The 26118-nt window shown below is 68.4% G+C and carries 32 protein-coding genes; 10 read left to right on the forward strand and 22 right to left on the reverse strand.

From position 1 onward, the window contains the following. Nucleotides 1-167: 167 nt before the first annotated feature. The 7 genes from ACQEVM_RS32800 (at nucleotide 168) to ACQEVM_RS32830 (ending at nucleotide 2688) form a co-directional block, all read left to right on the forward strand. Complete coding sequence (locus tag ACQEVM_RS32800; protein ID WP_433085035.1) at nucleotides 168-509, forward strand: DUF317 domain-containing protein; 342 nt, start codon at nucleotides 168-170, stop codon at nucleotides 507-509. A 56-nt stretch (nucleotides 510-565) separates the two neighbouring features. Beyond that, on the forward strand, nucleotides 566-736 hold the full coding sequence (locus tag ACQEVM_RS32805; protein WP_433085037.1) for a hypothetical protein: 171 nt from the start codon (nucleotides 566-568) through the stop codon (nucleotides 734-736). 67 nt (nucleotides 737-803) lie between these two features. After that, entirely contained in the window at nucleotides 804-1064 is a 261-nt protein-coding gene (locus ACQEVM_RS32810) for a hypothetical protein (RefSeq protein ID WP_433085039.1), read from the forward strand. Between the two features lie 52 nt (nucleotides 1065-1116). After that, a complete protein-coding gene (locus ACQEVM_RS32815; protein ID WP_433085041.1) occupies nucleotides 1117-1329 on the forward strand; it encodes a hypothetical protein in 213 nt (70 codons plus the stop codon). 91 nt (nucleotides 1330-1420) lie between these two features. Continuing rightward, entirely contained in the window at nucleotides 1421-1750 is a 330-nt protein-coding gene (locus ACQEVM_RS32820; protein WP_433085043.1) for an esterase, read from the forward strand. Nucleotides 1751-2105: 355 nt separating this feature from the next. Then, nucleotides 2106-2429, forward strand: coding sequence for a hypothetical protein (locus tag ACQEVM_RS32825; RefSeq protein WP_433085045.1), 324 nt, complete (start codon nucleotides 2106-2108; stop codon nucleotides 2427-2429). A 28-nt stretch (nucleotides 2430-2457) separates the two neighbouring features. After that, nucleotides 2458-2688, forward strand: a complete 231-nt coding sequence (locus tag ACQEVM_RS32830) for a hypothetical protein (RefSeq protein WP_433085047.1) — start codon at nucleotides 2458-2460, stop codon at nucleotides 2686-2688. Nucleotides 2689-2758: 70 nt separating this feature from the next. Here the strand turns inward: ACQEVM_RS32830 and ACQEVM_RS32835 are convergent, their stop codons facing one another. The 9 genes from ACQEVM_RS32835 to ACQEVM_RS32875 form a co-directional block, all read right to left on the reverse strand. Continuing rightward, nucleotides 2759-3163, reverse strand: a complete 405-nt coding sequence (locus ACQEVM_RS32835; protein WP_124284364.1) for a hypothetical protein — start codon at nucleotides 3161-3163, stop codon at nucleotides 2759-2761. Between the two features lie 107 nt (nucleotides 3164-3270). After that, nucleotides 3271-5040, reverse strand: coding sequence for a relaxase/mobilization nuclease domain-containing protein (locus ACQEVM_RS32840; RefSeq protein WP_433085049.1), 1770 nt, complete (start codon nucleotides 5038-5040; stop codon nucleotides 3271-3273). Next, the gene (locus ACQEVM_RS32845; protein ID WP_433085051.1) at nucleotides 5040-5507 is read right to left on the reverse strand and encodes a plasmid mobilization protein; all 468 of its coding nucleotides are present in this window, start codon (nucleotides 5505-5507) and stop codon (nucleotides 5040-5042) included. The genes ACQEVM_RS32840 and ACQEVM_RS32845 overlap by 1 nt, the downstream gene beginning before the upstream one ends. Nucleotides 5508-5701: 194 nt before the next feature. Continuing rightward, nucleotides 5702-5926 (reverse strand): hypothetical protein, encoded by a 225-nt coding sequence (locus tag ACQEVM_RS32850; RefSeq protein ID WP_433085053.1) that lies wholly within the window; start codon nucleotides 5924-5926, stop codon nucleotides 5702-5704. 102 nt (nucleotides 5927-6028) lie between these two features. Further along, a complete protein-coding gene (locus ACQEVM_RS32855) occupies nucleotides 6029-7093 on the reverse strand; it encodes a DUF2637 domain-containing protein (RefSeq protein WP_433085055.1) in 1065 nt (354 codons plus the stop codon). Then, complete coding sequence (locus ACQEVM_RS32860; protein ID WP_433085057.1) at nucleotides 7090-7653, reverse strand: WhiB family transcriptional regulator; 564 nt, start codon at nucleotides 7651-7653, stop codon at nucleotides 7090-7092. Before ACQEVM_RS32860 ends, ACQEVM_RS32855 begins: the two co-directional genes overlap by 4 nt. A 117-nt stretch (nucleotides 7654-7770) precedes the next feature. Next, nucleotides 7771-8478, reverse strand: a complete 708-nt coding sequence (locus ACQEVM_RS32865; RefSeq protein ID WP_433085059.1) for an ATP-binding protein — start codon at nucleotides 8476-8478, stop codon at nucleotides 7771-7773. Next, nucleotides 8478-9497 carry a hypothetical protein gene (locus tag ACQEVM_RS32870; RefSeq protein WP_433085061.1) on the reverse strand — a complete coding sequence of 340 codons (1020 nt, stop codon included), beginning with the start codon at nucleotides 9495-9497 and terminating at the stop codon, nucleotides 8478-8480. The genes ACQEVM_RS32865 and ACQEVM_RS32870 overlap by 1 nt, the downstream gene beginning before the upstream one ends. Before the next feature lies 1 nt (nucleotide 9498). Then, nucleotides 9499-9825: a transcriptional regulator gene (locus ACQEVM_RS32875; protein WP_433085063.1), complete on the reverse strand. Its 327-nt coding sequence runs from the start codon at nucleotides 9823-9825 to the stop codon at nucleotides 9499-9501. Nucleotides 9826-10395: 570 nt separating this feature from the next. Between ACQEVM_RS32875 and ACQEVM_RS32880 the strand changes: the two genes are divergently transcribed. Then, nucleotides 10396-11271 carry a helix-turn-helix domain-containing protein gene (locus ACQEVM_RS32880; RefSeq protein ID WP_433085065.1) on the forward strand — a complete coding sequence of 292 codons (876 nt, stop codon included), beginning with the start codon at nucleotides 10396-10398 and terminating at the stop codon, nucleotides 11269-11271. Nucleotides 11272-11488: 217 nt separating this feature from the next. On the opposite strand, the gene ACQEVM_RS32885 is transcribed toward ACQEVM_RS32880, so the two are convergent. Then, a complete protein-coding gene (locus ACQEVM_RS32885; RefSeq protein WP_433085067.1) occupies nucleotides 11489-12115 on the reverse strand; it encodes an HAD-IA family hydrolase in 627 nt (208 codons plus the stop codon). Between the two features lie 265 nt (nucleotides 12116-12380). Beyond that, a complete protein-coding gene (locus tag ACQEVM_RS32890) occupies nucleotides 12381-13616 on the reverse strand; it encodes an MAB_1171c family putative transporter (protein ID WP_433085069.1) in 1236 nt (411 codons plus the stop codon). Nucleotides 13617-14773: 1157 nt separating this feature from the next. Between ACQEVM_RS32890 and ACQEVM_RS32895 the strand changes: the two genes are divergently transcribed. Together ACQEVM_RS32895 and ACQEVM_RS32900 are read left to right on the forward strand one after the other, a co-directional pair. Then, nucleotides 14774-15280 carry a restriction endonuclease gene (locus ACQEVM_RS32895; RefSeq protein WP_433085071.1) on the forward strand — a complete coding sequence of 169 codons (507 nt, stop codon included), beginning with the start codon at nucleotides 14774-14776 and terminating at the stop codon, nucleotides 15278-15280. A 238-nt stretch (nucleotides 15281-15518) separates the two neighbouring features. Then, nucleotides 15519-16034, forward strand: a complete 516-nt coding sequence (locus ACQEVM_RS32900; protein ID WP_433085073.1) for a hypothetical protein — start codon at nucleotides 15519-15521, stop codon at nucleotides 16032-16034. Here ACQEVM_RS32900 and ACQEVM_RS32905 read toward each other — a convergent pair. The 11 genes from ACQEVM_RS32905 to ACQEVM_RS32955 form a co-directional block, all read right to left on the reverse strand. Further along, the gene (locus ACQEVM_RS32905; protein WP_433085075.1) at nucleotides 16012-16839 is read right to left on the reverse strand and encodes a 3-deoxy-manno-octulosonate cytidylyltransferase; all 828 of its coding nucleotides are present in this window, start codon (nucleotides 16837-16839) and stop codon (nucleotides 16012-16014) included. The genes ACQEVM_RS32900 and ACQEVM_RS32905 overlap by 23 nt on opposite strands. 35 nt (nucleotides 16840-16874) lie before the next feature. Beyond that, a complete protein-coding gene (locus tag ACQEVM_RS32910; protein ID WP_433085077.1) occupies nucleotides 16875-17426 on the reverse strand; it encodes an NUDIX hydrolase in 552 nt (183 codons plus the stop codon). Nucleotides 17427-17432: 6 nt separating this feature from the next. Next, nucleotides 17433-18554 (reverse strand): adenosylhomocysteinase, encoded by a 1122-nt coding sequence (locus tag ACQEVM_RS32915; RefSeq protein WP_433085079.1) that lies wholly within the window; start codon nucleotides 18552-18554, stop codon nucleotides 17433-17435. 31 nt (nucleotides 18555-18585) lie between these two features. Further along, nucleotides 18586-19584: an NAD-dependent epimerase/dehydratase family protein gene (locus ACQEVM_RS32920; protein ID WP_433085081.1), complete on the reverse strand. Its 999-nt coding sequence runs from the start codon at nucleotides 19582-19584 to the stop codon at nucleotides 18586-18588. Nucleotides 19585-19622: 38 nt separating this feature from the next. Further along, nucleotides 19623-20459 carry an aminoglycoside phosphotransferase gene (locus ACQEVM_RS32925; RefSeq protein WP_433085083.1) on the reverse strand — a complete coding sequence of 279 codons (837 nt, stop codon included), beginning with the start codon at nucleotides 20457-20459 and terminating at the stop codon, nucleotides 19623-19625. Continuing rightward, nucleotides 20456-21103: a histidine phosphatase family protein gene (locus ACQEVM_RS32930; RefSeq protein WP_433085085.1), complete on the reverse strand. Its 648-nt coding sequence runs from the start codon at nucleotides 21101-21103 to the stop codon at nucleotides 20456-20458. Before ACQEVM_RS32930 ends, ACQEVM_RS32925 begins: the two co-directional genes overlap by 4 nt. Further along, complete coding sequence (locus ACQEVM_RS32935; protein ID WP_433085087.1) at nucleotides 21100-21861, reverse strand: phosphotransferase; 762 nt, start codon at nucleotides 21859-21861, stop codon at nucleotides 21100-21102. The genes ACQEVM_RS32930 and ACQEVM_RS32935 overlap by 4 nt, the downstream gene beginning before the upstream one ends. Then, nucleotides 21858-22706, reverse strand: a complete 849-nt coding sequence (locus tag ACQEVM_RS32940) for a class I SAM-dependent methyltransferase (protein ID WP_433085089.1) — start codon at nucleotides 22704-22706, stop codon at nucleotides 21858-21860. The genes ACQEVM_RS32935 and ACQEVM_RS32940 overlap by 4 nt, the downstream gene beginning before the upstream one ends. A gap of 31 nt (nucleotides 22707-22737) precedes the next feature. Next, on the reverse strand, nucleotides 22738-23247 hold the full coding sequence (locus ACQEVM_RS32945; RefSeq protein ID WP_433085091.1) for a topology modulation protein: 510 nt from the start codon (nucleotides 23245-23247) through the stop codon (nucleotides 22738-22740). A 96-nt stretch (nucleotides 23248-23343) separates the two neighbouring features. Continuing rightward, nucleotides 23344-24396, reverse strand: a complete 1053-nt coding sequence (locus ACQEVM_RS32950; RefSeq protein WP_433085093.1) for a glycosyltransferase family protein — start codon at nucleotides 24394-24396, stop codon at nucleotides 23344-23346. Next, a complete protein-coding gene (locus tag ACQEVM_RS32955) occupies nucleotides 24393-26111 on the reverse strand; it encodes a carbamoyltransferase family protein (RefSeq protein WP_433085095.1) in 1719 nt (572 codons plus the stop codon). Before ACQEVM_RS32955 ends, ACQEVM_RS32950 begins: the two co-directional genes overlap by 4 nt. Nucleotides 26112-26118 lie beyond the last annotated feature (7 nt).

Genomic DNA, 26118 nt, shown 5'->3' on the forward strand with positions numbered 1-26118 from the left:
AACCGCGTTCACCGATCCATTCCCGGCGTCAGCGTCTCCCACCGACGGCCGCCAGTTCGCCCACGGCAGACGTCGCTTACCGAGAAAGGACTACGTACTTCGGGACACCGCATGTCAACGTACGGGTGTTGGGAAAAACCGCAGGTCAACGAAGGGATCGTCCAACCGTGAACACCTCCCCTACCCTTCTGCCCGCCGTCGTCCGCCCGGCCGTGGAAGACCGTCGCTGGCTCGCCTCCGACCACTGCGCAGGCCCGGTGCTCGACCTCCTCGACGCCCTCGGCTGGGCGATCGTTGACACCCCGGAGGCCAACGTCCACGCGACGAGCCCGGACGGCCGCGTCTACGTCGGCTGGCTCCCCGAAGACCCCACCGCCTGGAAGCGCGGCATCGTCTGGCAGGTCCGAGTGCAGCCCACCGAAGGCGACCCGTGGGTGCAGGAGTTCGGCCTCTACACCCCCTCCGAGGCCATTGCCGGATTCCTGGCCGCCCTCGTTGCTCACCGCTGAACTTCGCTACACCTTCGCCGGGCGAAAACGGGACCAACCGACAGAGAGTTCCGACCGTGCGCATGCTCTTGGCCACCCACCCCGGCTACCGCCGCAAGTGCGCTTACGCGCGACGCTGCACCTGCTACTACCTGCCCGGTCAGTACGGCCGCCGTACCAAGACCGTCCGCCGCCGGGCCGCCCGCCGTGCCGAACAACGCCAGTGGCGACGTGACTTCACCGAATGACCGCACAGCCCCACTAGCTGTCGGCTCCGGCCGCCCGAGTGCCGCCCCTACCCCCGAGGAGTCCACCGTGCCCTTCCGCGCCCCACTCACCAACCACCACGTCGACGGCACTCTCTGCCCGGCTGACCACAAGCACACCAGCTCCGGCAAGCCTCTCCACCCCGACTGTCCTGGCCGCGCGTACACGCAAGCTATCTGCTCCTGCGGCGGCTGGGACATGAAGCAGTCCGGCAAGGGCTACGTCAGCGAGAGCCGGAAGCGGCACCTCGCCAGCCACGCCCAGGGGCCGAAGGTCCTTCGCGACCTGCTGCGTCTCGATGCGCCCTGACGCTCACGCATCAACCCAGCACTGCCATTCCGCACCGCTCTCGGAGGATCCCGTGCCCCACTATCTGACCGTCGGCCACCTGCTTCGCCAGCTCCAGGACCTTGACCCCGGCCTGCCGATCCGTCTTGCAATCAACCCGGACTTCCCCTTCACCCACTATCTCGGGGCGGAGGTCATCGTCCGGGACGGCAAGGCATTCATCGCCGACGATGGCCAGGAGGATTACCTCCCGGCGGCGGTCAGCGACGCTCTCGCCTGGTCCTGACCCATTCCACCGAGAAGACCCGGAGGCTCCTATCTCGTCGCGATCCCGCCCTTTGCCCGTCCTTCCCCTGCATGGCCTGGCCGTACGTCCCATGCCGAACGCCATGCGCGGCGCACTGGTCCAGAGCGTCTCCGCGCTGCCCGACGGGCCGCTCGACGTCTCCTGGCTCACCCTCGAAACCCCAAGACTCCCCCTTGGCCGCATCCGCCTTCACTGGGAGCCCGCCTCCCTCGCAGGCTGGGACGTCACCGCCCACCTGGGCCTGGCCACCACCGAGGTGCATCTCGCCTCGTGGCCTGCTGCCCCGGACGACTGGCCGCGTCTGGTCCGCCCGACCCTCCGCGAAGTGCTCGGCCTCTGCGCCGCCCTTGCGGTCGCGACCGCCGCCCTCGACCTCTCGAACCGACTCGCCCAGGTCTGACCGAACCGCAGAAGGCCGCCCCGTGCCAATCAGGCAGGGGCGGCCTTGCCGTTCGTCCAGCCGTGTGTTGCGTACGCTCATAATCGACGAACGAGGAGGACACGATGGCCGACGACCAGCAGCTCTGGGGGTACCCCGAGGTCGCCGCCCACCTGGGCATCAGCGTTGGGGCCGCCCGCAATCGCAAAAGCCGGGGAGCCCTGCCCGCTCCTGACGACACCACCGTGCCCGACCGTCCCCGCTGGCGACCCGCCACGCTCCAGAACTGGAAGCCAGTCGGCCGGGGGTTTCGCAGCGACCTCCATAGCGAATCAGCTTCTTCTGCCACTCCAGCATCATCCGAACAAGGAGCCTCGTGAACAGACTTGTCGTCGGGTCTTCCCTCGTCGCCGCCGCTGGAGCGGTCACCGCCATCGCCGCCGCTGTTCAGCACAACTACGGGATCTGCAGCATCGCCTTGTTCGCCGTCGCGGCCGGTGCCGCCGGTGCCTACCTGCTCAGCCGATTTGAGGACGCCGCGAACGACCGCGCCGTTCTCCAGCGGCTACGAGAACATCCCCAGCAACCTGTCGACGCCTTGGCGGACGAACTTGGACTTCGCCGCGCCGCAGTCCAGCTCAGCATCCACCGCTTGGCTCGTTCCGGCGAGCTTCCCTCGAACGCCGAAACCGCTGAATGACAGGCAGGTTCGCCCCTAGGCTCGGGGCATGACCGATTCGCCGATGCCCACCCCACCATTCCCTTCGCCTGACAACGCTGCGCTCCGAGTGGTCGTCAGCAATGCCCTCGCATCAGTTCGCAACGGCGAAGCGTCGGTCGAGGACGCCATCCTCCACGCCGCCGTTCATGGCTGGTACGAGGGTCATATCCAGGGCGAGGACGAGTGTCCCGGTTGCGACTTCCGAGGTGGGCTGCCGAAGAACGCGAACCGCGGCTAACCATCCTGCAACGCCGAGGGGCTCCACCAATGTGTTGGTGGAGCCCCTCGGCGTTTGGCGTTTCGCTCGTCTAGTCCAGGTAGGTGCCGGCGAAGGCCCCGTCGAAGCCGAGCGCGGCCAGGCCCTGCTCGACGCTGGAGTAAGTCGTTCCGTCCGGGATGGCGATCAGTGCGTCGAAGTCGGCTCGGCTGATCTCCGGTTCGAGCCACTGGTTGCTGCAGCGGCAGCAAACCCAGACGTTCCGTCCGTGGTTGATGAGTAGCCAGTCGCGGCGAGCGCGGCAGGCCGTGCACATCACCGGGATGCCACGAAGGGCCAGGGCACTCGGGTGGCTGAGGCAGCGCGTCGCGCCGGGGCCGCTGGGCGGCTGCGTCTCGTACTCGAGTTGCAGCAGGGGATCGGTGCCGGCGGGGAGGACGGGCAGCACGGGTGTCGGCTCTGCGGGGCGGTCGGTGGTTCTGAGCACGAGCGTCATCTCCCGGTCGAGGTGCTTCTGTTTCCATCCATAACAGCCGGTAGAGCTGCTTGTCCAGGGGTTTCTCGAAGGCCGGCGGGCCGGTCACCCGGCCCGCCGGACCCTCGTCAGCGGCGCGGTGGGCGGTTGCGTGGGTCGGAGGCGGTGGGGCGAGCTGCTGCCGTGGGTGCCGTCTGGTTGTTGGGGCGACTGGCCGGGGCCCTTGTCTGGCTGGTGCCGGCCTGCGGGCGGCGCGTCGCTTCCCCCGGGTGAGCGGGAAGCTGGGCAAGGCGGCGCAGTCGCCAGACGAGCACGTCGTTCACGTCGTCAGCCGTGTCGAGTTCGCGCATCTCGATGGCCTGCTGGAGGAGGGCCTTGGGGTCGTGGCCTGCGTGCTCGGCCTGGGCAAGTGTGGCGGTCAGGGCATCGGCCGTGGACGAGCTGTCTGCTCGCATTACCCCGTCGGGCAGTGCTGCGCGGATGGTGGCCTGGTGGGCGCGGCGTTCGGCTTCCGGTAGAGCGCGACCTTGGTCGTGTAGGGCCTGCATGGGAGTGGCAGCGGCCTGTCGGTAGGCGGCTCGCAGATGCTCGGCGGTCTGTCGGGAAGCGTGAGCCTGCTGGGCGTGTCCCCGGGCGGAGTGCCAGCGGGCGGCGGCGATCGTGACCAGGACCAGGGTGGAGAGGAGCATGGCGGTGGTGCCGCCGTCCTCGCCACGTCCGAGGGCGCTGCCGGCCTGGATGATGCCCCGGGCCGCCGAGCGGATCGCCCGCGTGTCGGCATGCTCCGCTCGGACGTGGCTGCGGGTGGCACGCTCGAAGGATCGGGCGGCGGCGCCCAGCTCGGCGCGGGTAGCGGCCGGGGAGGTCTGTGTCACCGCGTCCAGGAGTTCGCCGATCCCCACCAGTTGGCCTGCGGCTTCGTCGTCGTCGCTGTCGAGCAGGACGGCGGCGCGCTCGGCGATACCGGTGGCGTTGCGTCGTTCCCGGGCGGGCGGGGACCAGTCCGTTCGGCCGCTGGTCGCCGCCGGGTGCGTCGTCTGGTCAGCGGTGCCGTCGGCCAGTCGGCGGCGGATCTTGGGGAGTGAGAGGTCGGGGGCCAGCTTGGAGCCGGGGTACCAGATCGGTGCGCCGTCGCGGTTACGGTCACCGGGAAGCGCGACGTTGTAGCCGATGGCGTCGCCGGACGGGGCGTTTCGGACCTTCACGCGGAGGCCCGCCTCCCGGAGCCTGGCGAAGAACTCCTCTTCGGTGGCCGCCCCGGCGAGGGCTTGGCGCACGGCTTCGCGGAGAGTCTCGCGAGGGGCCTCGGACCGACCGGTGCGCTCGGCCTTGAAACGCTCCGCGCTGGTGGGGGACTTCGCTCCGGTGCCGTCGCCGGGCCTGAGCTGGCGGAACCCCATCTCCTTCTCGATGCGGCGGCATTCGGCCTGGGCCTTCTTGAAGTCGTAGTTCATCCTGGGACGGCGCAGGTCGCCTCGGACCATAGTGGCCAGGATGTGGATGTGGTCGTCGGCGTGCCGTACGGCGACCCAGCGGCAGCCGTCGGGATCGCCTTCGGGGGCGAGGTTGACGGCGTGGACCAGGCGGCGGGCGACGGTGTTCCATTCGGCGTCGGTCAGGTGTCGGTCGCCGGGGTCGGTGCGGACCGAGCAGTGCCAGACGTGCTGGGCAGGTGCCGTGGCGCCGGCCTGCTTGACCCGCAGGTCCAGCGCTGCGGACAGGCGGGCGAGGGTGACCTTGGGGTCGGGGTCGGGGCTGGTGTCTCGTCCGGGGTCGGGGGCGAAGCCGTCCCAGCTCCCGACGAGGTGCGCGTCGGTGTGTTCGTCGCGTTTGCCAGGGCCGTACAGGTAGACGAGCAGGCCGTGGGTTCGTGAGCCGCGTCGGATCTTGGGGACCATCAGAGTCGCTTCTTCACCAGGGTGTCGGCCACGTCGTCAATGCGGGCTAGGAGTCGGGTCAGGGTTGTGAGGGCGTGTTCGAGTTCGCCGGGCCTGGGCTGCCCCCCGGCGTTGTAGACGTAGGCGATCTGGTTGATGTTGTTGCCGACCCGTGAGAGGGCGGTGCGCAGGGCGGCCAGCTCGTCGATAGCGGCGTCTAGCTGTTCGTTGGTGTGCAGGGTGGTGGAACCGCGGGCGGCGGCGAGGCCGGCGGCGGCGAGGAATCGGGCGACGGTGACGCTGCGCTGCGCGGCGGCGACGGCGATCTCGGCTTTCTCGTCGTCGGAGAGGCGGGTGGTTGTCTTGCGGGTGCGCTCGGTCGGGTTGCGGCTGCGGCGGCGCGGCTTGCGCTCGGGGAAGGGGGACGTGCTGGGGCTCGGCTGCTCGCGGTCGCTGTGGCGGTCTGCTTCTCCCCCCGCGTCTGGCACCCCCTGGTGCCGGGCGTCTGGCTGGTCCCCGAGCGCCCTCGCTCGGGGACCAGCCAGACTTCCCCCGCCCCCCTGGGCGAGGGCAAGTGCGTACGACGGGCCGTAGGACCGTCGTACGCGACAACTTGCTCCGCCAGGAGCCGTCGTGGGGTCACGTTGCTGTCCGGCGGTGGTGACCACCGGATCGTTGGCCGTCACCGGCTCGTCTCCGGATTCTCCTGCCGCAGTTCGCGGACGAGTTCCTCGATCCAGTCCATGGCCAGGACCGGGTGGTGGAGGGTCCAGGGCCGACTTTCGCGGGTTCGCTGCACGGTCCAGGTGTTGTCGGGGGCGGACTGGGCCCGGTGCAGGTGGCCGCGCTGGTGCAGGACGGTCAGCCAGGAGTTGACCTCGGTGGGTGTGGCCGGGTGGGTGCGCATGGGGTTGCTCTCCGCTTCGTGTCGGAAGGATGTGGGGCGCGTGTCCGGGGGCGGGTGACCGGCCGTGGTGTCCGGCTCGGTCACCCGCCTCGTGCTGTCCTGTCAGTTCCGGCCGAAGGTGACCGGCTGTCCGTGCTGAGCGCGGAGCTGAGCCATCAGGGTGGTCAGGGTGTCGCTGGACAGCGGTATCTGCTGACCTCGGATCGCCTGGGCGACCACCTTCCGGGTCAGCTTGTCCTCGGCCCTGACCGCTGACCGGGCGATCTTCAGCAGTTCCTCGGTGTCCGGGTCACTCCGTCGGTCAGTGGCCGTCCGGGGGTCCCGGTCAGTGACCGGCGGCGGAGTGACCGGCCGGTCGGCGTCCGGCGCGTGGCCGTCCGGGTTGCCGGTGACCGGCTCGGTGCCGACCGCGCGGTCAGTGACCGGCGGCGCAGCGTCCGGCTGTCCGGGCAGGTCAGGGGCCTCGTGCGGCTGTTCGCGGTCACCGGCGACCGGGCTGCTGTCCGTCGGGGCGCTGTCCTCGGTCAGTGACCGAGGACTCGGGGCCTGCTTGTTCAGGACCGGTCGGAGCCGGTCGGTCAGGGCAGTGACCGACTGCCCGGCGCTGACCTGACCGGGCTGCGGCTGCTGCTGACCGACCCGGTCAGCCCGGGTGACCGCGATGCCCTCGGGCCGGTCAGCCTGACCGAGGTGACCGGCCTGACCGAGGTCCTCCCGGTCACTCTCCTTGACCGGGCCCCGGGCGATCAGGATGTACAGGTGGACCGCTCCGGCCAGCGCGAGGGGGGCGATGGTGGACAGTACGGCGACCACCGTGTCCCCGAGCCGGAGGCCGGTGCCGGCGACCCCTTCGTCGTTGAGCCGGACCGCGTGGAGGGCGTTGGCCCAGATGCTGGCTGCGGTGGCCGTGCCGAAGAGGGCCCAGACGTAGAGCCGGGCGCGCAGGGGCGCGTCGCGCAGGACCAGGAGTGCCCGGATGCCGTAGGCGATGAAGCCGTCGATCACCAGGGGGAAGAGGTAGGTCAGGAAACCGCGGACGTGGATGGCGACGGCCATCTGCTGGAGGGCGTCGTACGACAGCGCGCACCCCGCGCCGCCCAGGGCGATGACCACCACGCGGTCCCAGCCGGTGATGTGCGCCGTCTTCGGCGCGCTCGCGGTGCTCACGCCGCCGTCCCGAAGTCGTCGCGGCCCAGGCGCTCGCCGGTCTCGGGGGGCGGGGTGGTCTTCGTGGTCTGCTCCAGGTCTCGGTTGCGCAGGGCGCGGCGGGTCTCGCGGTAGAGCTTCTGAGCGTGCTCCTCGGTGATCTTCAGGAGCCAGGCCAGGCGCTGCTCGGTCACCCCGTGGCGGTAGGCGGCGTGGACGACCGCGCGGCGCTCCGCCTTGGTGAGGTGCACGTCTCGTCCGGCGATGGTGGCGTTGACGCGGCTGTAGTCGAGGCGGTTGGCGAGCTTCTCGTGCAGCGGCCCGCGCTCCTCTTCGGTCAGTCCGCCCCGGATGCCGTCGGTGTCGCCGCTCTCCAGGGCGGCGTCCAGGCAGACGCGGCGGACAGGGCACTGGCCGCACAACGACTTCGCGGCGGTGATCTTGTCGGTCTCGTCGGGCTCCGGGAAGAAGATTTCGGGGTCCACCGGGTTGTACTCGGTGCTCTGGCAGACGGCCTGGTCCTGCCAGGTCTGGTCGCCGAGCGACCGGTGGCGGGCAGGGCTGATCGTCGTGGTGGTCATGCGGGTTGCTCCGATCGCTCTCCACGCGCAGGGGCGTCGGCGGAGAGGTGCGCTGGGTCGGGAGGTGCATGGGGCGGCGCGCGGAGGGCGCGGCCCGGCGTGGTGGCCTGCGGCGGATCAGGCTGCGGCGCGGTGGCGTCTGCGGTCGACCGGCTCGAACTCGACCCGAGTGGTCATCTGCGCAAGGCGGGAGGCGATGCGGTCGCCGACGTAGGCCCGGAGGTCCTTGATCGCCAGGTTGGTGGTGATCAGGGTCGGGAGTTCGTAGTTGTACCGGCGGTTGATCAGCCGGTATGTCACTTCCTCGACCCACTCGCTGGCTTTGGCCGCGCCGAGGTCGTCGATGATCAGAAGCGGGCAGCGGCTGACGGCCGCCAGCTCCCGCTCGCTGTCCACCCCGGGCCGGGGCCGCAGGTCGGCGTACAGGTCGGCGGCGGTGGTCGCGCGCCAGCGCACGCCGACTCCGCTCTGTACCAGTCGCCTGACCGCCCCGTACGCCTGGTGCGTCTTGCCCGCGCCGACGACTCCGGCCATCAGCAGGCTGGGGCCGGTGGTGACCTGTCGCCGGGCTCCCACGCTGGGGGCGATGGCTGCCTCGGCGACGTCTCGGGCCCAGGCCAGGATCTGGGGGTGGTCGGCGACAGCGGCCTGGTAGCGCGGCGGCATCCCCGCCAGCAGGGCATTCAGCGGAGAGAACGGCTCGGGCTCGTCGACCACTGCGGCGACGGCGGCCGGGTCGATGTTGCGGGCGGCCAGGATCCGGGCCATCCGGTCCAGGGTGCCCTCGCTGCCGATGGTCTGCGGTTCGCGGGTACGGGTGCCCATCACAGCTCCTCGGCGTAGGCGGCGGCAGCGTTGGCCGGGTTGGTCCACGCCTGGTGAGCGGGCACGTTAGGCCGGATTCCCGGCCGCGCCAAACCGCCCGAGCGTGCGTTCATGGCCTCGTTGACCATGCTGGTCAGGACGCTCGGGTGCTTGGGGTTGGCCGCGAAGTTCTGCAGCCCGCCCCGGATGTGCTCCGGGGCGATGCCCTCACCCAGGAGCTTCTTGGCGATCCGCCCGAGGTGCCCGATCACGTCGCTGGGCGGACGCTCGTCGCAGGCAGCGATGTACTCGCCGACGAGTTGGTTGGCCGAGACCGTGGCTGCGGGCGCTGTGCGCCCCGTAGGGATAGAAGATCCAGGATCCAAGATCCTAGATCCAGGCGCCGAGCCCTCTCCGAGGTTTCGGGGAAGGTTCGGGGAAGCCTCGGAGAATGCCGCCTGACCTGCGCTTTTCGGGTCAGGGGGGCTAGGAGTGCCGGCCATGTCGTCGAAGGCGTCCTGCCGGACGGTGTGAGCCCGGTCGGCGTTGGCGTGAGGTGTCACGAGGGGCTGCGCGGGCAGATCGAGGGCTCGGGGAGCGTTCGGCGAAGCCTCGGCGAGCCCTCGCGTAGGGGTGGGCGACTCCTCGGCCCGCTTGGTGCAGGTCCCCTTGCAGGGCGCGCACCGGTCGGCACCGTGGTGCTGCGGGCAGGTGGGCAGTCGGGACTGGCTCGGCTTGTCGATCTTCTGGTGCGCGGACCAGGTCACGATGTGGAGGTACCGACGGCCGTCACAGCCGGTGTACCGGCAGATCAGGCCAGCGGTCGCGAGCTGGTGGAGGTCGTCTTCGACGTGGACCGAGGTGTGCTCGGCGCGCAGGGGCCAGAGCAGCCCGGCGATGATCGCGGCGTTGTCGCGGTGGCGGCCGTGGTCGTCGGCCTGGGTGAGCAGGCCGAAGAAGGTGCGCTCTGCCCAGACGCTCACTTCGGCGAGCGACTCGGAGACGAATGCCTCCGGCTTGATCGTTCGGATTCGCGCCATGTCAGCGGCCCCGACCGGCGGCGATCAGGTCGCTGCGGGTGAGGGTCGCGAGGGCCAGGTCGAAGGTGTGCGGCCGGGTCCAGTCCATCTCCGGCCAGACCCGCAGGATCCAGCGGGCTGCGACCCTCGCGGTCGTCCGCCCCAGCTCCAGGGTCTCCCCGGCCGCGTTCTTGACGATCGCGTGCGGGTGGGGCCACGCCTCCTTCGGGTCGTTCAGGCTGACCCGGATGGTGGCCGCGCCCGGAATCATGTCGGCGAGCTGGGCGGCGAGGCGGCGCTTTCGGTCAGCGTCCGGGCAGGCCGGGGTTCCGCTCGGCATGGCGAGCATGCGATACTCCGTTGTTCGTAGGAGTGCGGTGCGGCGGTTTTCGTGCAAGAAGCCCCGCCGCCCGCGTGATGTGAATTGGCGCCCTTCGGGGTGCCGGCCCGGCGCTTGGGAGTTGGTAGCTCCCGGGCGCCGGTTTGCTTTGCTGCGCTACGTCACGGACCGTGCGCTCGCATTCGCACCACCCCCTCCCCCCTGCCTTCCACCTGCTCGTTTCGCCCCTCCCCGGGCCGCTGCCCGGCGGGGGACCACGAACATACGTAGACACCCGCGGACAAGTCCATCCCTGGCGCTAACCCGTCGTACAAGGGTGGCGACGGCCGGTATCGAGGACGCTGCCCCAGCGATCGGTCGACAACAACTGGGTACCGAACGCGTGGGGACGTTGCGCGAGTGGCCGCAACAACGCAACATGCATAGAGGTCTCCCAGGGGCTGGCACACTTGAGGGTCGGGGCCGATCAACAGGTGCGATACAGGAACGTACGTTAGTTATGCGGATGTATCAAGCCTGGATTACAGTTGCCCTAGACGCCGCCCCGACCCGCCCGACCGCCCCGCCGCAGGAGTTCATGTGCCCCCACGTCAGTTCGACGGCAGTCGCGTGCGTGCTGTCCGCCGGGGCAGGAACCTGGGCCAGAAGGAGTTGGGGGCCGAGGTAGGCGTCAGCGGCCCCGCCGTCGCGCGGTGGGAGAGCGGTCAGGATTTCCCCAAGGGCGAGAAGCTCCCCGCGATTGCAGCGGCGCTCGGACAGCCGCTGGATGTTCTCTTCCCTCACGATGGCCCGCCGGACCTGCAGCTCCTGCGGTGCGACGCCGGCCTTAGCGTGGCGCAGGCTGCTGCGGTCATCGACGCGAGCCGCACACCAGTCAGCAACGCCGAATCCGGTCGGCGCAGGCTCGCCGACGCCTACGTGCAGCCGCTCGCAGTGGCGTACGGGGTGACCGAAGCGGAATTGCTGGCCGCCCAGGACTGCTCGTTCGGCCTTCGTCCCAGGACTTCGCGTGACGAGCAGGCATCCGCGCCCCGCACGATCGGAGAGAAGATCAACTATCTCCTGCGGCACGGGTACGTGAGCCAAGAGGCGCCCTCTGACGAGGCAATCGCGCGGGCCGTCAATGCACACGCAGGCAGAACGGCCGTCACCACGGACGACATCGTCGCCCTTCGCACGGGTGCCGCAACCGAGGCTTCCGACGCAGTGCGGGCCGGCCTAGCCGAGGCGCTTCAGGTCGACACCGCCCTCTTCCAGGACGATGCCGAGGTCAACCCTGCGGCCCGCGAGCTCCTGGAAGCGATCCGCTTCCTTGGCTCGATTCACCGAGGCCAGATCCTTGGCCTGGCTGCCCGCGGCAACGGGAGCGGCCTATCGGCCGAGATGATGGCCAACATCAACAACCTCGTCGGAGAGCTGAAGCACAAGCTGCCAGAGGTGGAAGACGGGGATTGACGGCACCCGGCAGCTCGCGTACCCGAGACGCTTCTGCTCGGTGGGCTGCGCGTCTGCTGCGGCCTGGTGGCCGAGCGTGGAGCAGGTCGGCACGCTGCGCTACAGGTAAACAGGAGCCGACACGGCGAAGGGACTATGACGTCACCCCATGATTAGGGTGACGACGCCATAGTCCCTTCGCCGTGTCGGTGGGGGCATGCGCTCGGCCGATACCTGGCTAGGACGCGGCGAGGTCCACGCCAAGAAGCTCAGAGAGAGCCGTGACCGTCTGCTTGGGGTCCTTGTTGTGCACTCCGGCGAGGCCGAGCTGCTCCGCTGCATGAACGTACGCTTCGGTGTCATCGACGAAGATGCACTGCTCAGCGGGCATATCCATAAGCTTGAGCGTGACCTCGAAGAGGCTCGGGTCAGGCTTGCGCATCAGGTGCTGCTCGGAGATCACAACGACGTCGTACAGCGTCTCCAGCTCGTAGCCCTGATACAGGTCCCACGGGGCCAGTCCAACGCTGTTCGACAGGATGCCCACCTTGATCCCGGCTCGCCGCGCCGCCGCAGCCGCGTTGATCAGTAGCGGCTCAGGGCGTAGGTCGCCGAAGATGCGACCCATCAGGTTGTCGGGGGCCACCCCCAGCATCTTGCCGGCGAAGTCGTTCCACTGGTCCTGGGAAACCGCTCCTCGCTCAAGGTCGCTCGTGATCCGGACGCCTTCGTCGTCCTTGTACAGGGCCGTGAGGCACGCGCCCTGTGGAAGACCCTCACGCCTCTCGAAGGCCAGCACAGCGGGCAGCAGGGGGGTGGTGAGCACGCCTCCGAAATCAAGGATGAGGCCGGTGCGGTTGGACATGCGGGAACTCCATTGCTGAGATTTCGGACGCCCATCCAGACCGGACAGCGCCACGGACTCGCCTGCTTAGGTGGCAGCAGTTCTCTGCGCCACGAGGCCGAAGTCCATTCATCAATTACTGGGCGGAGCAGGGCCTATCAGTCCGCTCAACCCACGGTACCAGCCCAGTTCGTGCAGCCGAGGGTGCCGAATCTCACTCGCGAAGCCCTCGCTCAAGATCAATATGAAGATCACCCCCGAGCATCCGATGGCGAGTCTCTGCTGGCTATTGATCCACTTCGGAATCCACTCCTGTGGACTGCTGGAGAAGCCTCTGCGCCTGATCCGTCGTGATGCGCGAGTAGGCGGTGCTGACTCGTACTAGCCATGCCGCTTCGCTGTCGGTATCAACGAATGGCTTATCTCTCAGGGGCGCAGCGGCTTGCGGACAGACTTGCATGGTGTCAGCGGCCAGAAGTGCGGCCCTAATCCAATATGCTTCCGCCGCCGGTTCAGGGTCAGAATGCGAAGCGGTAATGTCTTCTGCGGCGAACATCAGGTTTCGCGGAGCATAGTGCCGGAGCTTTTCGCAAGCGTCAGCGATATCCTGAGTCCATCGGTCTAGGCGGACGTCGATTGGGACTCGTATGTGCATGAGTTCAGCTATGCGCCGCCCAGGCGGGTACAGGCTAGTCCCGGGAAAAGCCTGTACCAGGTCAAACCAGAGTGGATAAGTCCTGTTGAGGGTCTGCCACGTCTTCCACCGGGCCACTGCCGCACGGGTGGTTGGAATACTCGCCCCTACGGCAACGATCAGAAAGAGCACGTCCATCCATATCGACGTGACGTCCACGAGGAACTGAACCGTCGAGGGTCGCAGAGGAAAGGCAACCGCGACCCAAAGGATGACGATACGTGCGATAGTATGAATCAGCCCCATCCACATCGAGATTCCCATCAAACCCAGCCCGACGCGCATGCTCGTACTTTCGGCCTGCCGCGCCGCCCTCGTCCACTGATAACCACAGACTGCGGTCGTGATGAGCGGGAAGAAGTAGAAGACGGTCATGTAAACCGCTACTCCCCATTCTCCCGCATGGTCGATGAGGAAATTCTCACTGGGCTTGTCGCGATGCACCACGGTGAAGAATAGGACCGTGAGTAGAATTACGCCTATCGCCCCCGCCTTGTACGAGGCGCGGGCTATCCAGCGCGAGACGGCGACGTGTCGAGGCACGACCGCCTCTGTGCTCTTTCCGTAGCTGGTGGCGACGTATGTCAGGGCTGCCATGATCGCTGCGGTACTGGCAAAGTGCCGAAGTAGGGCGCTCAGATCCACCACAGGAACGCGGTCGACAGCATCCATTGCCGCCGGCGTGTAGAGACACAGGGCTACGGCAAATCCCGCGTAGCCACCCCACAAAGCCCTGCGGTGAGAGTCACCATATCGAACCGCAGGAAATCGCCAGATAGCGATAAGGGTCATGACTGCCGCAGTCAGGTATTGAAAGTATTCGAACACGGAACCAGTGGATCTCTACGCGGGCTGCATTTTGTCGACCCGCAAGGTCGGTTGAGTGCAGACTTGACTGCCGATAAGGGTTACAGGGCGCAGCAAAAGCCGCTAGGTCAGAAATTGAACCCAGGTGCTCGCCAGGCGCTCGCGGCTACACTCGACGCCGTGGAGGAGCGACGGGGTGAGCAAGCGAGTTCTCCAGTAGGCTTACCATGTCATCTCCTGTGAACGACTGACGGCGGGCCAATCGCTTTATCAGCGAGGCCGACAGCTCGGCTTGCTTTTCCTCGGGGCTATCGAAATCGACTCGCCCCTGGACTAGCGTCGATGGAAAACGCCGAAGGACTTCCTGGCGGATTCTTTCAGGCACATATCGCTCGATCTCAGCAGCCGTCAAGCAAGTCCCGTGGTCCAGCCATTCGTGTACCAGCTCATGGAGAATTATGTGTTCGGTCTGATTTCGACTCGAACGCCGACGGTAAAGAATGATCGTGAACTCCGGCGCTTTGACCCGAAGGCCGCATGCTGCGCCGAGACCCCCGTCTGGGTCGTCCAGCGGCACAAGCCGGATCTGGCGGCCCAACAGGACTTCCATATTCCGCACCAGAGCCTCAACGCTGAAAGGGGTGGGAATAGGGAGGCCCACGAGCAGTCTCTCGCATTCCTTCACCAAGGCGCGCTGTGAAGGGCCTCGACGCCAACGCATAGTCGCTCCCTAGAGATTCCGCCGATATTCGCCGCCAGCTCAATCCCGATACTCGTACGCGAGGCGCTGGTAGCCAGGAGCTTGCGTCTTGGGTGCGTGGGGGTCGGCCAGCACACCTGTCTGCGCCTAACCCTACAAGCAGGAAACCGTGATCCACATGGGAGGGATGTGTAGCGAAGGTCACCTAGGTGCGATAGGCCACAAAGTGGGCACCAAGATCGAAATTGACCGACGGCCCTTAAGTGATCTTCAAATGACGCTGGGGCGAGACCCCCGACTACTCCGTTTTGTCAGGTGCATTTAACCGAACTTTGTCAGGTCCATTTTGGTCGCTGCGCGCGCCTATCGAAGGGATCGCGCCTCGGTCCGCGCACCTCAATTGCTTTTCTGAATGCAACTCAACTCCTTTAGGTGTTGGGCCGCTGGGGTTGTCAGACCCACGGGATACAGTCAACGTATGGGCAGTGTCATGTACTTGAGGAGCGCCCCGGGCGCTGACGGGCACACCGATTGGCGCGGCTTCGAGGAAGTCGTGACCAGGAAGGTGGCAGACCTTGACTCGGCAGCGACGGTCACTCACAACGCGCGCCTCAAAGGGCGGTTGAGCGGCATCGAGCGGCAGATCGACGTCTTGGTAACCGGAAGGCTGGCCGGGGCGCAGATAAAGATCGTCTTCGAGTGCAAGCGCTATGAGAGGTCGGTAGGACTCGCGACGGTCGAGGAGTTCATCGGCAAGCTCCATGACCTCGAAGCAGATCGGGGCGTGTTGTGCGTCTTCGGCGGCATCACAGCTCCCGCCTTCTCACGCCTCGCTCACGCGGCGCATCCGCAAATCGACCTCTACCTCTGGGAACGGCCGCGCCCCCGGTGGGAGGACCTGGAGGAGGACTTCGAGGAGGTCATCCTCAGCCGGGACCCGGCCACGCGTCGGCTGCTCTACGTGAACCCCAAGACCGGTTTGTAGTCGGCGGCGGCGAGCACCGCGGCCGACTGCTGCTCGGCCCAGGCTCGTGCAGTTCGATGCGCACGCAGTGCCGGCACCCCTCGGCGACGACGAGGACTTGCTCGAAGGCGGTCGTTCGTGGAGCGTCACCGACTGGGTGCCTCTGTACTGCGCTCTGACGGGCCGCCGGGCCAGGTCGGCCTGTCGGTTTTAAGGCAGAGCCGGGCATGCTCGGCCCTCCTTCGGCTTCAATGGGGCCATGGACAGTGCAGTGGTCGGGTTAATCGGGACTGTCGTGGGCGCGGTCAGTGGCGTGCTGGGGACGCTGGCTACGACCCGCCTCGGTGGTACGGAACAGCGGCGCACGCAGCGTGGTCAGTCCGAGAGGGAAGGCAGATCGATCGCCTATTCAAACCTCGTCAATGAGTGCAGCCGCACCTATCGAATCGGCTACGCCGCCCACGTGGCGGTTCAGGCAGTGCCAGGTGTTCAGCGGTCTCCCCACCTTGCCGACAGCCTCGCTGGGTTCAGGCCGGCCGTCGATGCCGCCCTCGAAGCTGTAAGCCTCGTGAGGCTGCACGGCCCGGACAAGGTCGCCCGCGCTGCGAACAACCTGGCCTCGGCCATGACTAGATGGTGCCGCGAGGTGGAGGATCTGTACGACGGCCAAGGAGACGAGCAACGGGCAAGCGAGGCAATGGAATTGTTCGAGGAGATGGAAGAGCGTTTCCTCACGTTGGGGCGAGAGACGCTCAGTCCAGAATTGGTGCGTTAAGAATCGACGGCCCACCCTTACCGACCACCCGTGATGAGCCCCCGGCCTGCTGGGCAAGGATGTTCGCGGCTCGCGCAAGATCGTCCGGGGTGTCGACTGCTACACCGTCGTCCAGGACATGGATCATCTGAACGGCGTGGCCGTGTTCGACGAAGCGCAGCATCTCCACTCCCTCGGCGCGCTCCAGGGGCCCCTGCTGGAGCTGTCGGAAGCGTTGGAGAGCTGGGCCGGTGAAGCCGTAGAGGCCCAGTTGACGGAGGTACTTCGGGCGGTCGCCCTTCGGGTAGGGAATGGGCTGCCGCGAGAACATCAGGGCCTCGCCCTGGGCCGCGACGACGACCTTGACGACGTTGTGATCCAGAACGGAGCCGACGTCGACCAGCTCGGTGAACGCGTTCACGGCGAGCGTGCCCGACGGCAGATGCTCCAGGGCCTCGGAGATCGCGTCGATGGCGGACGGCGATATGAACGGCTCGTCGCCCTGAACGTTGATGTACGCCTCGGCCGGCAGGCGCTCGGCAACCTCCGCAACACGGTCAGTGCCGGTGAGGTGCTCGCCGGTACGGATGCAGTCGATGCCCAGTTGGCGGCATGCTGCTTCGATACGTTCGTCGTCGGTCGCCACGACGGCTCCGTCGAGACGTTTGGCCTCCAGACAGCGCTCGTGGACGTGCCAGAGCAACGGCTTGTCGCCGAGGAGGGCCAGTGGTTTGCCGGGGAAGCGTGAAGCGCCCCAGCGGCAGGGTATGACAGCGATGTGCCGGCGCGGTGTGGTGCCGGTCGGTTGGGCTGTGGTGGCGGCCACGGCGTCCTCCTGGTACTCAGGTACGGGTGGGGGCTTCAGGCGAGCTGGGCGAGCTTGGCGCGGACGGTGGGTGAAGCGGCGCTCGTGAACGGCCGCCATTCGTAGCCGCCGACCTCCTCTTCCTGGAGCGTCACCGCGTGGTCTGCGTCGAGGCGGAAGGCCCAGCGGAAGTCCACGTGGTGGTGGGCCGGTTCGTCCTTCCCGGGGTTCGCGTCGATGGCGTGCACGTCGATGTCGAGGGGGACGTCCTCGTAGCCCGAGAACGGGACGACGGCGCTGGGCGGGATGCCGGCCTCCTCGTGCAGTTCACGCAGGGCGGCGTCGCGCAGTTGCCGGTCATCGGATTCGTTGTGCCCGCCGGGCGCCAGAGTCTTCCCGGATGCCTTATGGACGATGTGGAGCATGCGCCGGTTGCCGTCGATGAGGATGGCGCTGCAGGTCACGTGGGCGGGGAACGTCTTGCGGCTCGTGGGGTCGTCCGAGGCAGCGAGCGCGGCGAACAGCATTGCGAGGGAGTCGCGCTCGCCCGGGTGCCGGGCGAGGTATGCCTCGGTGACGGAGCGGATGTGGTGGATGGCGGGTGCCACTGCGGATCACCTTTCGAAGTGGTGGAGCCAAGTTCTGGCGATGGCGTTGCGGTCGGACGCCGACATCTCGTGCAATCCGGGCTGGAAGCGGGCGTGGCTGAGTGCGGCGGTGGCGGCGAGTATCTCGGCTTGGACGAGGTGGATGTACGCGCCGACGGCGGCGCCGTGCACGAAGTTGACGGCACCGCCGTCGGCGAGCACGTAGAAGTAATGGCCGGTGACCTCGTATCGCGTCACCTGGGGCCCAACGGGGCTGCGTTCGTAGAGCTCGTCAAGGCTGCCGAGTTCGAGTTCATCCTCGGAGGAGGTCACCGATCCGAGGTACGCGCCATTGCGCAGGGCGGCAAAGTCTCCGTGCCGCAGGGCGAGATTGCCGGTGGCGCACAGGACGAGTTCCGCGTCACGGACGGCCTCGGTGGTGGATGCGCTGGTACGGAAGCCGAGGGAGTGCGCCTGGACTCGCTTGATCGGATCACTGTCGTACACGGTGACGCGCAGGTCTTGGGCGCGCAGGGTCTGGGCGATGGCCCGGCCGATCTTGCCAAAGCCGATGACGCAGGCGTTGCGGCTCGTGAGGATGTCCCCTCGGGTACGGACGAGGGCGTCGGTGGAGAAGACCACGGAGCGGCCGACGAGGTGGTCTTCGCAGTCCTTGAGCGGCGATCGGGCCACGGACACTACGGGGCACGGTAGGGATTCGAGCGCCGCGTACCGCTGGTGTCCGTTCTCGGTGTCCTCGACGACCCCGAGGATGCGACCGTCAAACTTGTTCACGAGGGTGTGGAGGCTCGCCGCGAAGTAGCCGCCGATGTCCACCAAGACGACGTCCCTGCCGCCCACCGTGTCCTCCAGATAATCCAGGGCCTGGGTCTCGTCGATGAACCGCTCCCGGGTGAGGTCGTGCACCGGGAAGCTACGGCGGACGACGTCGAGGGTCGGCCGGTGGATCGACCGGGGCTTGGGTAGCACGGCGCCGACCGTGGACACGGCGGCCATGGCCCGCAGAAACGCGGGCCGCTCGGAGAGCAGATGCGTGATGACCAGCGTCGTGATCGCCTCGCCCGCGGGGAACTGCGCGGTGATCTGCCGGAAGAAGGCGTCCAGCCGCGCTCGCTCGGGACTTTCCATAGCGTCTCCTCTCGGGCTCCGGGTCACGGGGCTATGCGGCTCGGCTGTAGTTGGGGAGCTGGGCGGCAAGGGCCTGCATATGAGCCCGCAGCCCGTTGTGGAGGTCGACGCGCGGCTGCCAGCCGAGGACGTCTCGGGCACGGCTGGGGTCGGCGCGGGTCAGGAGGACGTCACCATTGCGCGCGTGGTCCTCCTGGAGCTGGATGTCGCGGCCGGTGAGACTCGTGACGATGTTGATCACTTCCAGCAGCGACGCGTTCGACCCGCCGCCCACGTTGATCGCGCCATTCGCCGTCGGTACGACGGCGGCGGCGATCGTGGCGGCGACCACGTCGTCGATGTAGGTGAAGTCGCGTCGCTGGTGGCCGTCTCCGTACAGACGGAGCGGTTGTCCGGTCAGGGCGGCCTGCAGGGCGCGGTGGGTGAACATGTCGGGGCGCTGGCGGGGGCCGTAGACGGTGAAGTACCGCAGGGCGACGACGCTGGGGCCGAGGGGGCGCTCGGCGTAGGCGAGGCAGAGCTGTTCCTCGGCCAGTTTGGTCACGGCGTACGGGGAGGCGGGCTTCGGCCGGTCGGCCTCGACGCTCGCACCGCCGTCGGTCGGGCCGTAGATGCTGGAGGAGGAGGCGACTACCAGTCGCGGGACGCCGAGGCGGGTGCAGGCTTCCAGGACCCGGTGGGTGGCCAGCACGTTGGACGCGACGTAGTCGCCGAACCGCGGCCCCCAGGACGGTCGTACGCCGGGGATTCCGGCGAGGTGGAAGACGGCGTCCGCGTCGATCAGGAGGGGTTCGACCGCGCAGTGGAGGAGGTCGGCGGTGACGTGGTGGTATCCGGAGAGTCCCCGCAGGGCGGCGAGGTTGGCGGCGGCCGTGGGGTCGGTGGACGGGTCGCGGCGGTCGACGCCGATCACGGTGGTGCCGGCCTCGACGAGGGCGCGGGCGAGGTGGGAGCCGATGAATCCGGCGGAGCCGGTCACCACGGCTCGGCGGGGTGCGGCGGCGGTCGGGGGCTGCTCGTGCTGCGGCACGGGAATCTCCAGAGAGGTGTGGTCGAAGAGGGCGAAGGTCAGGTGAGACGGGACAGGACGGTCCGGCCGTGCGCGCTCAGGGTGAGGTCGTTCTCCTTGTGGCCTTTGACCAGGGCGGTGGCCGCCTCGATGGCGCCGAAGGATTCCAGGAGGCGGCGCTCGGAGCCGTTCAGCGGGCGACCGTACCCGTCGAGGAAGGCGGTCCGGAGGTGGGGCGCGGCCTGCCAGCGCCGGAATTCGAGCCGGGCGAAGTCGCGGATGCGGGCGTCGCGTCGCATGTGCTCGAAGTCGTAGATGCCGAAGGCGTCGCCGATCAGCCAGTTGCGCGGCTGGTAGTCGAGGTGGCAGACCGCGCTGTCCATGAGGCTGTTGTCCAGGATGGCCGCGTGGTGGTTCAGCAGGTTCCGCTCGGCGGTGTTGATCAGGTCGGCGTGAACAGCCTGGTCGATCCAGCCCTGGAGGCGCTGTGCCAGGGCGGCACCGACGGCGCCGCCCTGGGGCATGGAGGTGGCCCGGTGGAGCGCGCCGAGGACGTGGCCAGCTTCGTGATGGGCCAGCTCCTCCTCGGGTGAGCCCGGTGCCACGGTGTCCGCTCGATCGCCCGCGAGCGCCGTCAGCAGGAGGGTGCGGCGGGCGTCGTATCGGCCGACCAGCGTCGGGGCGTGGCCGCTCAGGTGGGTTCCCCACGTTCGGTAGGCGTGAAGCTCCCGCGCATACCGGTCCTGCTCGGCGTGCTGCTTGGCGACGAAGTGCCGCCCACGGGCGTCCACCACCCGCACCACCCGGGGAGGAAGCAGCCGGTCCGGCACGATCTCGACCGCCCCGAGGAGGTCGTGCGCCAACTGGATTCGCGGGTCGTCTGTCACCGTGGTCACGAGGAAGCCTCCGGCGCGAGGTGTGCGGTGTCGTTGTGCCGGTCGAGCATCCAGCGGGTCTGTCCGAGCCGGTTGTGGTGCTCCTGCCAACGGGTGATGGAAGCGTGGTTGACCGTGAAACCCGCGGGAGAACCGATCGGGATGTCCAACAGCAGCGTGTGGGCGGTGATCACGATCTCGCCGTGAGCCGCGAAGAGGATGCGCTGCCCCCGGTGCTGGTCGATGATGTCGCGTAAGGAACTGCCGGCGCGTTCCAGGTAGCCGTTCCAGGTGTCGGAGCCAGCGGCCCACTGTTTGTCCGGGTGAGCGTGGGGGCCGCCGTCTGCTGCGGTCTTGACGGCGGTCCAGGGCTTGCCGTCGGCGTCGCCGTGAACGGGTCCGTCGAGGCGTTCGTCGGTGGACATGGGTATTTGCAGTGCCTGGCTGATGATCTCGCCGGTCTGGACCAGGCGGATCCGCGGGCCCGTGTACACGAGATCGAAGGGCTGGTTCTGGTGCTCGGTGGCCAAGCGACGTGCCGCTGCCTCGACCTGGGCATACCCGAGGTTGGTCAGTCCGGTGCAGGTGTTCGGGCCCCCGACGAGGCCGTCGGCGTTGCACTGGGCCTGGCCGTGTCGGACGAAGACGAGTTCGGTGGTGATCATGGGGTTCCTCGGAGGTGGGAGCGGAGCGGCCAGCTGTAGCGGTAGCCGTTGCGCCCGACGTACGGGGCGTTCAGCACGGCGTGCAGGGCCAGGAAGCCGTCGAGGCACTCGCGGCCCGTGGTGCCGAGCCGGGCACCGTAGCTCCCGGCAGCCGCGTTGTACGCGAGCAGGGCAGCGTTGACGGCTTGGTCCGTGAGAGGCCCGTAGGTCAGGTGGAGCGTCGCGATGAGTTTGGCGAGGTCGTATCCCAGCGGGGCGAGGGACAAGTCGTCGGTGTCGACGGTGACGATGTCCCCCGTGCTGGTGATGATGAAGTTCCGGGGGTTGCTGTCCTTGTAGAAGGCCCATGGCCCCCGGGCGGTCTCCTCCAGCAGGCCGAGCACCGCGTGCAGAGCCGCCTTGTTCGGCAGGTAACCCTGCTCGTGGCGACGCCGGAGCGCGATCTGCCGGGGGCCGAGGTACTCGTCGAACGTCGTGCCGTCCTGGAAGTGGTGCGGGATGCCGAGCGACGCGGACTGCAGATCGCTGGCCCAGGCGGCACCGTGTGCGTGGCCCAGCAGTTCCGCCATACGCGGGAGGTCCTCGGGGCGTACGGGGCGGCCCTCGATCCGCTCGAACGTCAGGCTGTCGGGTCCGACGGTGTAGAGCGCAGGCTGCTGCAGCGGCTTGGCGTGTTCGTTGATCCACCGGTAGTGCCGCACAGCCTTCGCCGCGCGCTCAGGTGTCGCGTAGTGCTTGGTGAACGGCGGGACGGTCATGGCTGGCGCCCTTCGTTCGGCTGGGCGACGACGAAGGTGATGCAGGACCGGGTGGTCAGCGGCTGGTCGGGATTGAATTCGTGCAGGGTCGCGGCCAGGGCCCCGGGGTTGCCGTACAGGCCGGGCGCGAGGTCGTACTTGGGGTTGGTGGCCAGGTACTGCGCCGTGTGGTCGTGGCCGTCGAAGGTGAAGGAGTGCTCCTCGTCCAGGACGGCGATCACGTCGAGCGCGGAGGCGGCCAGGTCGGCAAGGTTGCGGCTATGGGCTGCGGTGTAGAGGCTCTCGTGCTGGTCGGCCTGCGGGTCGAGGCCGGCGGAGGCGACGAGCCGGTCCATCTCCTGGTAGCTGTCGAGGTCCTTGGTGACGAGCACGGCCAGGCCGCCGGGTGCAAGGATCCTCGCGATTTGCGCGATGACGTCCTTGGGCTGGGGCGAGTGGTAGAGGCAGAAGGCGGCGACGGCGACGTCGCACGATCCGGCGTCCAGCGGGAGGTCGTGGAAGTCGCCTTCGACGAAGTCCACCGTGGTGTCCGGCAGCTCCTTGGCGCGCTCGCGGGCCTGGGCGAGGAGGGAGGGGGCGGCGTCCAGGCCGACGACGCGCTGCGGCCGGAGCTGCTCGGCGATGACGAGGCTGCTCGTACCGCGTCCGCAGCCGATGTCGAGCACCACGCCGAGCCGGTCCGGCCGCGCGTGGTGGGTCTGCACCAGGCTGACGATCGTCTCGGGCACAGGGTGGCCGGAGGTCTTCGCGCGCATCAGGGCGCTGGTCCGCCCGGCCAGCCGGGCGGCCTGGCCGTACAGTTCCCGCTGCCGGGCGGGGTCCAGGAACGGGTTCGGCTCGGTCATGCCGCACCCCCGGTCCGGGGGCGCGGGCCGTTCAGGACTGCTCGGCGGCCACCTTCTGCAGCCAGCGGCGCGTCTGGCGCCGGTTGGCCAGCAGCACCACGTCCGCTCCGGAGCCGAACTCCTCGATCTTCGCCATCACGCGGGGTCGCATCTTGCGCCGGTACGTGGCGACGTACTTGATCACGCCCCAGTGGATGCGGTTGTGCACCCCGTTGCCCTTGTGCCCGGCACCGTGCCGGATCTGCCGGGAGAAGATCCCGTACAGGGCCGCCACGGTCGACACGTCCATCAGGACCACCGAGTCGCAGGCTTCGAGCCGCACCTGCAGCGTCGAGTTGTAGTTGCCGTCGATCACCCAGCGCGGCTGCGAGACCAGCTCGCGCTGCAACTCGGTGAACTTGTCCATGGGCAGCGCGTTCCACTCGTCGTCGTAGAACGCGGCGTCCAAGTGCGTCACCGGGGCGTCGAGGATCCTGCCCAGTTCGCGGGCCACGTGGGATTTGCCGCTGCCTCCGCAGCCGACGATGGCGACCTTCTTCATGGTGCTCCAGCGTAGAGAGGTTCGGGTGTCCGGCGGGCCCATCCTCCCGGACCCGTCCGGATGATCCAGACGGCATGGCTTGTCGAGGGGCGCGCATCAGGCAGCTCCCCGCTCGGTCGCGGTGGCCTGGACGAGGCCGTGCAGGACGGATTCCAGGGTGTCGACCTGCTTAGTCAGGCCGAACAGGCGCAGGCGGTCCACGCATGCGGCAATCAGGTTGGCGTGCTGCTGGGTGCCGGCTATCTCGCGGAGATGGGAGATGCGTTCGGTCACGCCGTGGCCGGAGCGCACGACCAGCTCCTTGGGGACGAACCGGTCGGCGAAGCGGATGTTCGCCGGTACCAGCGGCAGGCAGCCGGCGAGCACGGCCTCGAAGATGCGCTGGGTCATCTGCCCGACGGCGGCGTACCGCTCGGGCAGCATGAGCACCGTGGCCAGGGACCGCCCGTAGACACCGGCGGCGGCCTCGAACGGGATCCGGCCCACGAAGCGAACGTGCGGCCAGCGGTCGGTTTTCGTCCACTTCCCCGCGACCAGGTGCTCGACGTGGGCGGCGGCCGGGGCGAAGAAGCGGTCGAAGGAGTCGTCGCGGTCGTACTGGTTGCCCACGTAGCCGAGGACCAGATCTCGCGGCTGTGCCGCGAGGGCCACGGGGTCCGCCTGGGTGAGGAGGTCCTCAGCGACGGGGAAGAGCAGTGAGTGCGCGCCGAGGGTCGGGGCGAGGGCGGCCTCGCAGACGCGGGTGTGGGCGGTGCGGCGCCACACGCTCTCGGCTCGCAGGGTGCGGTCCTTGTCCCAGATCACGGTGGGTATCTGGTGCCGCACGGTGTAGTGGTTGATGAGCTGGGCTTGGCGGTGCAGGTCGCAGGTGTGCCCCTCGCTCCCGCACGGGGTGGTGTTGCGGCCGGGGATCGCCCAGCGCCACTCCAGGAACAGGACGTCGAGGCCCGGCAGCCCCTCGTTGAAGGTGTACGCGTCGTCGAGGTTCTCGCCGACTTCGAGGCGGTCGCGGTCGGCCTGCAGGAAGACGATGTCATGACCGCGGGCGAGGAGGGCGTCGATGAAGGGGCGGCGGTGGCTGCGGCCTCCGTCCGGGGTGTCGGTGACGCCGTTGCCGAGGAAGCCCCAGAAGCTGTATCCGATCTTCACTTGGTGATCCACCGCCCTTCGAGGAGCAGGGCGTCGAGCCCGGAGTTAGCCAGGCAATCCAGGGCCATTTCCGGTGTCCCGCAGATCGGCTTGCCCTTGACGTTGAGGGAGGTGTTGATCAGCACGGGCACCCCGGTGCGGCGGCCGAAGGCGGTCAGGACCGCGTGCATGAACGGGTTCTGCGACCGGGTGACGGTCTGCAGGCGGGAGGTGCCGTTGGCGTGCACGATGGCGGGCACCCGCTCGCGCGCCGTGTCCGTCACGCCGGAGGCCATGGACATGTACGGCGCCTGCTGGCCGAGGGTGAAGAACTCGTCGGCGTGCTCGGCCGGGACCATGGGGGCGAAGGGCCGGAACGGCTCGCGGAACTTCACGGTGGCGTTGAGCCGCTCGACGACGCCGGGCTCCAGCGGGGAGGCGAGGATCGAGCGGTTGCCCAGGGCGCGCGGCCCGGCTTCGACGGGCCCCTGGAACAGACCGACGATGGTCCCGTGGGCGAGCTGGTCGGCGAGGAACTCCGCGGTTTCGATGCCCAGGGTTTTCTGGTGGAGGCCGGGCCAAGGAGCGAGGTCGAGGGGCTGGTCCTCGTAGGACGGGCCGAGGTAGCAGGTGCGGGCGATGCCGGCGAGCGGGCGCGGGCTGCGGACGTCGACGTGCACGGCGAGCGCGGCGCCGATCGCGGTGCCCGCGTCACCGGGCGCGGGCGGCACGAACACCTCGTCGAAGATGCCAGCCTCGATGATCTTCCCGATGCTCACGCAGTTCGTGGCGACACCGCCCCCCACGCACAGACGCCGGGAGCCGGTGAGCACGCGGGCGCGACGGGCCAGGTGGACCATGACCTGCTCGGTCCGCTCCTGGAGGGCCGCCGCAAGGTCCTGGTGGACCTCGGCCAGGGGTTCGCTGGGGTGCCGCTCGGGGCAGGTCTCGGCGATGAAACGGCGGGACGTGCGCTCGTATCCCGACGTGAGGGTGCGCGCGGGGAAGTAGGCGGGGTTGATGTGGAAACCGGTCGCGGTCGTGCGGACGGCATCGGCGAACAGGTGGCGGAAGCGGGCGGGGTCGCCGAGAGCGGCCAGCGCCATGACCGTGCCTTCCTCGTCGCCCCGGCGCCAGCCCAAATGCTCGGTGACAGCGCCATACACGTACCCGAGCGAGGCCGGGTCGTTGATCGCTTCCAGAGTGTGGGTGACTGGGCGGATCGCGGTGTGCCCGTGGGCGATCGTGGTGGTCTGCCGCTCGCCGAGGCTGTCGACGACGAGTACGGCTGCCTCCTCCCAGCCCGAGGCTGCGAAAGCGGTGAGCTGGTGAGCGCGGTGGTGCAGGACCGGCACGACGCGGGCGGCGGGGAACTGCCGGCCGATCACACGCAGGCGGAGCTGGGTGCGCAGAGCCACCTTGGCGAATCCGTGGGCTCGGGCCAGGGCCCGTCCGCGGGTCGCCGGTGAGAGCGCCAGCCGCAGGGCGGCGGGCGACTCGGCGAGGTAGCGGGCGGGCTGGAAGTTGTAGGCGACGGCGTCCACGTCGGCGGCGGTGAGCTTGGCCTGGCCGAGCAGCCACTCGATGGCGCGGGCCGGGTAGAGCTTGGTGTGCTTCTGCTCGGAGAGGCGTTCCTCCTCAACGAAGCCGATCAGTTCGCCGTCCACCAGCAGGGCCGCCGACGAGTCGTGGGTGAACGAGCACAGGCCGAGGACGACCGAAGGGGTGCGCTTCACGGCGGCC

This window comes from Streptomyces sp. CA-243310, assembly GCF_050936775.1.
In the GTDB taxonomy this organism is placed as follows: Bacteria; Actinomycetota; Actinomycetes; order Streptomycetales; family Streptomycetaceae; genus Streptomyces.

Bases quoted from the DNA above. Each gene is read 5' to 3' on its own strand.
- ACQEVM_RS32820 (WP_433085043.1), top strand. From the start codon at position 1,421: ATGCCGAACGCCATGCGCGGCGCACTGGTCCAGAGCGTCTCCGCGCTG.
- ACQEVM_RS32830 (WP_433085047.1), top strand. From the start codon at position 2,458: ATGACCGATTCGCCGATGCCCACCCCACCATTCCCTTCGCCTGACAAC.
- ACQEVM_RS32835 (WP_124284364.1), bottom strand. From the start codon at position 3,163: ATGACGCTCGTGCTCAGAACCACCGACCGCCCCGCAGAGCCGACACCC.
- ACQEVM_RS32840 (WP_433085049.1), bottom strand. From the start codon at position 5,040: ATGGTCCCCAAGATCCGACGCGGCTCACGAACCCACGGCCTGCTCGTC.
- ACQEVM_RS32850 (WP_433085053.1), bottom strand. From the start codon at position 5,926: ATGCGCACCCACCCGGCCACACCCACCGAGGTCAACTCCTGGCTGACC.
- ACQEVM_RS32860 (WP_433085057.1), bottom strand. From the start codon at position 7,653: ATGACCACCACGACGATCAGCCCTGCCCGCCACCGGTCGCTCGGCGAC.
- ACQEVM_RS32865 (WP_433085059.1), bottom strand. From the start codon at position 8,478: ATGGGCACCCGTACCCGCGAACCGCAGACCATCGGCAGCGAGGGCACC.
- ACQEVM_RS32870 (WP_433085061.1), bottom strand. From the start codon at position 9,497: ATGGCGCGAATCCGAACGATCAAGCCGGAGGCATTCGTCTCCGAGTCG.
- ACQEVM_RS32875 (WP_433085063.1), bottom strand. From the start codon at position 9,825: ATGCTCGCCATGCCGAGCGGAACCCCGGCCTGCCCGGACGCTGACCGA.
- ACQEVM_RS32885 (WP_433085067.1), bottom strand. From the start codon at position 12,115: ATGTCCAACCGCACCGGCCTCATCCTTGATTTCGGAGGCGTGCTCACC.
- ACQEVM_RS32895 (WP_433085071.1), top strand. From the start codon at position 14,774: ATGGGCAGTGTCATGTACTTGAGGAGCGCCCCGGGCGCTGACGGGCAC.
- ACQEVM_RS32900 (WP_433085073.1), top strand. From the start codon at position 15,519: ATGGACAGTGCAGTGGTCGGGTTAATCGGGACTGTCGTGGGCGCGGTC.
- ACQEVM_RS32915 (WP_433085079.1), bottom strand. From the start codon at position 18,554: ATGGAAAGTCCCGAGCGAGCGCGGCTGGACGCCTTCTTCCGGCAGATC.
- ACQEVM_RS32930 (WP_433085085.1), bottom strand. From the start codon at position 21,103: ATGATCACCACCGAACTCGTCTTCGTCCGACACGGCCAGGCCCAGTGC.
- ACQEVM_RS32935 (WP_433085087.1), bottom strand. From the start codon at position 21,861: ATGACCGTCCCGCCGTTCACCAAGCACTACGCGACACCTGAGCGCGCG.
- ACQEVM_RS32940 (WP_433085089.1), bottom strand. From the start codon at position 22,706: ATGACCGAGCCGAACCCGTTCCTGGACCCCGCCCGGCAGCGGGAACTG.
- ACQEVM_RS32945 (WP_433085091.1), bottom strand. From the start codon at position 23,247: ATGAAGAAGGTCGCCATCGTCGGCTGCGGAGGCAGCGGCAAATCCCAC.